This is a genomic window from Amycolatopsis thailandensis (assembly GCF_042723255.1).
Taxonomy (GTDB): domain Bacteria; phylum Actinomycetota; class Actinomycetes; order Mycobacteriales; family Pseudonocardiaceae; genus Amycolatopsis; species Amycolatopsis thailandensis.
This window is the reverse complement of the sequence record NZ_JBHXJK010000110.1, coordinates 22656-29052: the sequence shown is the minus strand read 5'-3', so window position 1 is coordinate 29052 and position 6397 is coordinate 22656. Positions and strand designations below refer to the sequence as shown.

4 protein-coding genes are annotated in these 6397 nt (G+C 72.2%); all 4 read right to left on the bottom strand.

Annotation, left to right across the window (positions count from 1 at the left end):
• Positions 1-132 precede the first annotated feature (132 nt).
• Genes ACFWMR_RS32335 through ACFWMR_RS32320 form a run of 4 tightly spaced genes read right to left on the bottom strand, consistent with a single transcriptional unit; the run spans position 133 to position 6397 of the window.
• Positions 133-1266: a glycosyltransferase gene (locus tag ACFWMR_RS32335; RefSeq protein WP_378381112.1), complete on the bottom strand. Its 1134-nt coding sequence runs from the start codon at positions 1264-1266 to the stop codon at positions 133-135.
• Positions 1263-2048 carry an alpha/beta fold hydrolase gene (locus ACFWMR_RS32330; protein ID WP_093939063.1) on the bottom strand — a complete coding sequence of 262 codons (786 nt, stop codon included), beginning with the start codon at positions 2046-2048 and terminating at the stop codon, positions 1263-1265. The genes ACFWMR_RS32335 and ACFWMR_RS32330 overlap by 4 nt, the downstream gene beginning before the upstream one ends.
• A 4-nt stretch (positions 2049-2052) precedes the next feature.
• Positions 2053-2352, bottom strand: a complete 300-nt coding sequence (locus ACFWMR_RS32325; protein ID WP_093939062.1) for an acyl carrier protein — start codon at positions 2350-2352, stop codon at positions 2053-2055.
• A gap of 16 nt (positions 2353-2368) precedes the next feature.
• Complete coding sequence (locus tag ACFWMR_RS32320; RefSeq protein ID WP_378381115.1) at positions 2369-6397, bottom strand: beta-ketoacyl synthase N-terminal-like domain-containing protein; 4029 nt, start codon at positions 6395-6397, stop codon at positions 2369-2371.

Below are 6397 nucleotides of genomic sequence, written 5' to 3'. Positions count from 1 at the left end.
GGCGAACACCGAGATCCGGCTCCGATCACGCGAGTCCCGGCTTCAAGCACGCGAGTCCCGTGTCTGATCACGCGAGATCCGGCTCCAAGCACATGAGTCACGTGCTCAAGCACGCGTGGGCGCCCGGAGGGCTCAGTGTGGCAGGGACTCCAGGTGGTCCGCGGCGGCCACGACTCCCCCGGCCGCCGCGAACGAAGCCCGCACCCGCGCGGCCGCCGCGGCGTAGGCGGGCTCGGTGAGCACTTCGGTGACCGTGGAGCGGATGTCCGGCGCCTTCACGCGGTCGAAGCGCAGCCGCAGGCCCGCGCCCGCCGCCTCGACTTGCTGAGCCAGCATCGACTGGTCGTCCCGGATCGGCGCGATGACCAGCGGCAGCCCGGACGCGAGGGTCTCGCTGACGGTGTTGTGCCCGCCGTGGCAGATCACCGCCGCGGCCTTCCGTACGACGTCCGCCTGCGGGATGCGCCGGGCGGTCAGCACCGTTTCGCTGAGCAGTTCGCCGGTGGGGTCGACGACCAGGCCTTGGACTTCGGGCATCCCGGCGAGAGCGTCGACGCATTCGGACAGGAAGCGGCGGCCGAGCGCGGCGTTGGCGGTGCCGAGGGTGGCGACGACGAGCGGGCGCCCGTCGAGCCTGTCCCACGAGAACCCGACCGGGGGCGCGGGCGCCAGCGCCGGGCCGACGAACCGGACCGCGCGGGCCTCGGCGATCGGCCCGGTCAGCGACACGGTGGTGAAAGCAAGGACCAGATCGGGGGAAAACCGCAGGTCACCGCAGGCAACCTTGTGCCGCGTCCGGAGGTCTTCTTGCAGCTTATCGACCCAAGCGGCGATCTTCGGCATGGCGGCCAGCGGGTCGCCGAGTTCTGTCGACGTCGACGCCGACGTCACCCACGGCAGGCCACGGCGGCTCGCGACCAAAGCGCCCGCGAAGGCCTGCTGATCGGCAATCACGACGTCGGGCCGGAAGGCGGCCACCGCCTTGTCGACACCGGGGACCATCGCGTCCGCGAGCGGGACCAAATACTGCTCCCACAGGAACTTCAGCGCCGCGAACCCGCGCAGCCCCTCGGGACGGCGCTCCACGGCGAACTCCAGCGAGTCGCCCGCCACGTACACCCGGCCCGCCCGCGTCAGCTCCGACGTCGTCGGTTCCGGGCCGCACCAGGCGACATCGTGACCACGCCCCACCAGTTCGCCGGCCACCGCGCGCAACGGCGCCACGTGTCCGGTGAGCGGCGGGACGACCAACAGGTACCGGCTCATCCGCGGGGCCTCCCGTGCCGGGAGATCCAGTTCAGCACCAGCTCCCGCACCTCGCGGTGCTGTTCGACGAGCACCGAATGCCCCTGCCCTTCGAACACGTGCAACTCGCCGCGGGGCAACAAGGACGTCAGCGCGTCGAGATCGTCGGCCTGATAGCCGTGACTGCCCAAAATGGACAGTACGGGGCAGTCGATCCCCGCCACCTGCTCCAGGGTCAGCAACGGGCCGAGTGGGACCTCTTCGGCCATCGACGTGGCCGTGATCCGCTCGGCCGCCATCCTCGCGAGCCGCCGGTGATGGGCGCTGTAGTTGGCCTCGATCCACTCGAAGCTCTCCTCGACCTTCAAGAAGCGCACGGTGTGTTCGAGGATCTGCGCCATCTTGCCCGCCCACAGTTCGGTGGCGGGCTCCGACTCGATGCACACGATGCTGCGCACCCGCTCCGGTTTCGCCACCGCGTAGCTGTACGCGAGGGTGCCGCCGAAACTGTTGCCCACCAGGTGAACGGGCCGGTCGAGGTCGAGCTGGACCAGCAGGTCGTCGAGGTCGGCGACGAAGTCCGCGATCGTGTACCCGCGTTCGGGACGCTCGGTCTTGCCGTGCCCGCGCAGGTCGTAGCTGATCACGTCCACCCCGGCGGCGGCGACCGGCGGGGCCAGCGTGAGGTAGAAGCTCGCCAGGCTGTCGGTGCCCATCCCGTGCAGGAACACCACGGTCTCCGTACCGCCGCCGGGGACGAGCTGCACGTTGGTGCGCAGCCCGTTGACGGTCATCGTCGGCACCGCCTCACCCCCGTTCGCCGAGGCGGGCGGCCACGTAGTCCGCGATGTCGCCGACCCGGAGGCCGATGACGTCGTCGAGATCCTTCTCCGCCAGGAACTCCGCGAGGTTGACGTCCTCGCCGAAGAACTCGGCGAGGATGCTCGCAAAGGTCACCAGGTCGATGCTCTCCAGCCCGAGGTCCTCGTGGAAGGTGGTCCGCGGGGTGATCTCGATGCCGAGGACGTCGACGTCCCCGACCAGTTCTCTCAGCAACTCGGCCACGGTGCCGAAGACCGACGTCGGGCTCTGCTGTTCGATCGTCATTGCTCTACTCCTGTTCCTACCCGCGATTCCAGGCCACCACGTACCCCGGGATTCCGGCGAACTCCGCGCCGACGCCGATCTCCTCGGCCAGCCCCGCCAACTCTCCTTCGGCCCGGACCGCGATCCGGGGCGGCGCCCCATCCGCTTCCCGCACCAGCGCGACCGCGACCTCTCCCGCCGACGCGACGGCCACCGCGAGCGGCGGCAAGGTCCGGCCGTGGACCCCGGTCACCCTGGTGCCGTCGGCGCTCACCCGGAGCTCGGCCGGATAGACGCCGTCCAAGCCGAGTTTCGCGCGGACCGCGTCCTTGACCGCGATCCGTTCCAGCAGCCAGCCACGCTGCCGCCGGGGCGCGCAGGCGGCGAACTCCGCGCGCTCCTCGGCGCCGAGGTAGATGCCGGCGTAGATGTCACGCGCGGCCGGGCTCGGCCACCGGTCGGTGACCACCGTCCAGCCACCGTGGTGGTCCTCGGCCAGCCGGTGCCGGTCCGGGAAGGCGTAGACCCGGTGGGCGGGCCGGTCGCACGGGAACCGGATGTCCCGCCACTGCTCGATCCTGGCCAGCACGACACCGTCCCGCACCAGTTCGGCGTCCATCTCCAGCACGTCCGGCCGCGGCAGACGGACCCGGACCACGCAGCCGACCGTGGTGCCCGGCACCGGTTCCGGGCCGTACCAGGTGATCCGGCCCATCGACGTCGGGAACGCCAGCAGCGCGTCCGCCTTGGTCGCCATCAGCCAGCAGCCCAGCAGCTGGCCGACGTTGTCCAGCAGCGCGCCGGGCGCCGACGGGACGACGAGGTCGCCGCGGATGTGCCGTTCACCGAGCCCGACGAGTTTGGCGAGCCCTTGGTAGGCGGGGCCGTGGAACATCTCGCGGCGCGAGTAGATCTCGGCGGCGGTCAACGGCGGCGCGGTTTCCGGCCCCGGCGAGGGAGACGGCCGGGGCGCTGCCGGATACCGCCGAGCCAGATGGACGTCCATACTGGCGTGCGGTCCTATTTGGACACTGATCCGGTCGCCCTCACGGGTCATCGACAGTGGCACGCGTGCCGCCGGGGCGGCGATCAGCCACCGGGAGAACGCCGCGTTGCTCACGCCGGTCGCGACCGTGCCCGGCCAGGCCCGTTCCGCCTCCCGGCAGGCCAGGTCGACCAGCGTCGTCGCGGGCACGGTGGGCCGGTAGTCCGCCTCCTCCGGCCAGCCCTCACGCTGCCGAAAGAAGCGGTGGTCGACCAGGTAAGGCATCGTGGCGAGCGAGGCGTCCACAGTGGACTCGACCGTACGTCGCGCGGCCGCGTTGGCCACGGTCGCGGCCGCTTGCCGGGTCTCGGCGAGCAGCGCGGTGAACTCCGCGACGATCGCGTCCGGTATCCCGTCGGCCAGGTCGGGAAGCTCGCCGACGCTCTCGAACAGGCCCTTGACGTCGCCGTCGACCGAGAGCAGCGTGCCCGCCGTGTCGATCCGGGTCCGGCGCGGCTCCAGCGCGTCGAACGCGGGCCGTCCGCCCTCCACCCAGACCGCGGTGGCCACCCGCCGCAGCTGGGCGAGCCCCGGCCTCGTGCCGGAGGACGCCGGGATGACCAGGTGCGGACGCGTGCCCAGCGTGTCCGACACGAACGAGCCGACCTGCCCGGCGCCTGCCTGCACGAACACCCGGGCGCCGTCGGCGTAGAGCGCGTCCACGAGTTCCCGGAACCGGACCTTGCGCACCAGATGGGCCAGGTACAGCTCGCGGACCTCCACCGGATCCGCGGGATACGGCCGTGCCGTGGTCGCCGACCAGACGGGGATCCGCGGCGTCTTAAGGTCCAGTTCCGCGGCGAGCCGGGTGAACGGGCCGAGCCGGGAGCGCATCAGCGGGGTGTGGAACCCGGAGCGGAACGGCAGTGTCCTGGCGACGACGCCGTGCTGCGTGCACAGCTTGGCGAGCCGGGCGGCGGCCGCCGGATCGCCGCACACGATCGTCTGCCGCGGCGCGTTCTCGTGCGAGATCATCAGTTCCGGTTCGGCGCCGAGCAGCGCCTCCGCCCGTTCCGCGGAACAACCGAGCACCAGGAATTCGGCGTCCGGCAGGGTGAATCCCTGCGGCCAGTACCGGTTCAGCATGTCCTCTGTGGACTGTCCTGGGTACATCCCGGCCGCCTGCATCGCGGTCCACTCCCCGACGCTGTGCCCGGCGAGCAGATCCGGCTTGACGGCGAGGCGCCGCAGCGCGGTGTCGAGCAGCAACCCGACCTGCGAAACACTCGACGCGCGCGCGAGCACGCTCGCCGTCGACCACTCGGGCCGCTCCAGGCCGAAGTGCCGGGCGACGTCGGCGCAGCGCGGCTCCGCGTCCGCTTCCAGTCCCGGGTAGATGAACGCGGTCTTCGCCCCGGCCTGCTCCAGCAGAGGCGCCGTGCCGCACCAGATGTCGTTGGGACCGTGCCAGGATCCGCCCTCGGCCGCGACCTTCGCGAGCACCCGGCGCGCGACTTCCAGCCGTTTCTCGGTCGGCCCGACGATCCCGATCCGGCACGGGCCGTTCCCGCCGGATTCCGGATCCGGGCGGTCGAGGAGGTCGCGCAGCCCGTCCGGAGTGGACGCCGCGAGGCGCAGGATCCGCTCGGGTTCCCCGGTCACCTTCGCCCGGCGCGGACGGGTCGGCGCCGGATCGGCTTCCTCCAGCACCACGTGGGCGTTGACGCCGCCGAAGCCGAAGGCGTTGACCGCCGCCCGGCGGGGGACGTCGCCCGCCTGCCACTGCTCAGCGGCGGACAGGGTCCGGAACCTGGTCTTGTCCAGCAGCGGACTCGGATCGGCGCAGTTCAGGGTCGGCGGCAGGACGGCGTGATGCAGCGCGAGCGCCGCCTTGACCAGCCCGGCGGCCCCGGCGGTCGGCATGGTGTGCCCGATCATCGCCTTCACCGCGCCGATGACGGCGCGCGGTCCCTCCGGCGGGCCGAACACCTCGGCGAGGGTGGCCAGTTCGGCCGCGTCCCCGGCAGGCGTCGCGGTCCCGTGCGCCTCCAGCAGGCCGAGCGCGCCGGGCGCGGTGGGATCGAGGCCCGCCGACGCCCACGCGCGGCGCAGCGCCAGGGTCTGCCCCGCCACGGCCGGGCTGAGCAGGCTCGCGCCCTTCCCGTCGCTCGACGTCCCCGAGCCCCGCAGCACCGCGTAGACCCGGTCGCCGTCGCGGCGCGCGTCGTAGAACCGTTTCAGCACGACGATCGCGGTGCCCTCGCCGATCAGCAAGCCGTCCGCGTCCCGGGAGAACGGGCTGATCCGCTGGCTCGGTGACAGCGCGCCGAGCTGGGTGAACATCGACCAGAGCGTGTCGTCGTGGCAGTGGTGCACGCCGCCCGCCAGGACGACGTCACAGCGGCGACGGGCGAGCTCGCCGATCGCCTGGTCCACCGCGAGCAGCGAGGACGCGCAGGCGGCGTCCACCGTGTACGCGGGGCCGCCGAGGTCCAGGCGGTTGGCGACGCGTGACGCGGCGAGGTTCGGCACCAGCCCGATCGCGGTGTCGGGCCGGAACTCGCCGAGCGGTTCCAGCAACGCCTCCCGGAGCCTGTCGAGCATTTCCGGCCGCGCCGACGGGAGGAGTTCCCGGACGGCGCCGGTGATCTGGCGGACCGACCGGACACGCTGGTCGAATCGCTGGAGCCCGGGCGAGAGGTAGCCGCCCCTGCCGAGGATCACGCCCACGCGTTCGAGGTCGCCCAGCCGTCGCAGGCCACCGGCGTCCTCGACCGCGGAAGCGGCCACGGCCAGCGCGACCAGCTGGTCCGGTTCCATCCCGCTGACGGAGCTGGGGGCGATGCCGAGCGCCGTCGCGTCGAAGTCCAGGCTGTCGGCGACGAAGCCGCCGCGCCGCCCATAGGTGCGGTCGGGGGTCCGACCGTCACCGTCGTGGAAACTCGGATCCCAGCGGTGCGGCGGGATCTCGGTGATCGAGTCGGCGCCGGAGACGATGTTCCGCCAGTATTCGTCCACAGTGGACGCGCCGGGGAGGAACACGCCCATCCCGACGATGGCTACCTGCTCCTGGTTCACCAC

Coding starts and splice junctions, on each gene's coding strand:
- ACFWMR_RS32335 (WP_378381112.1), bottom strand. CDS start 1,266: ATGAGCCGGTACCTGTTGGTCGTCCCGCCGCTCACCGGACACGTGGCG.
- ACFWMR_RS32325 (WP_093939062.1), bottom strand. CDS start 2,352: ATGACGATCGAACAGCAGAGCCCGACGTCGGTCTTCGGCACCGTGGCC.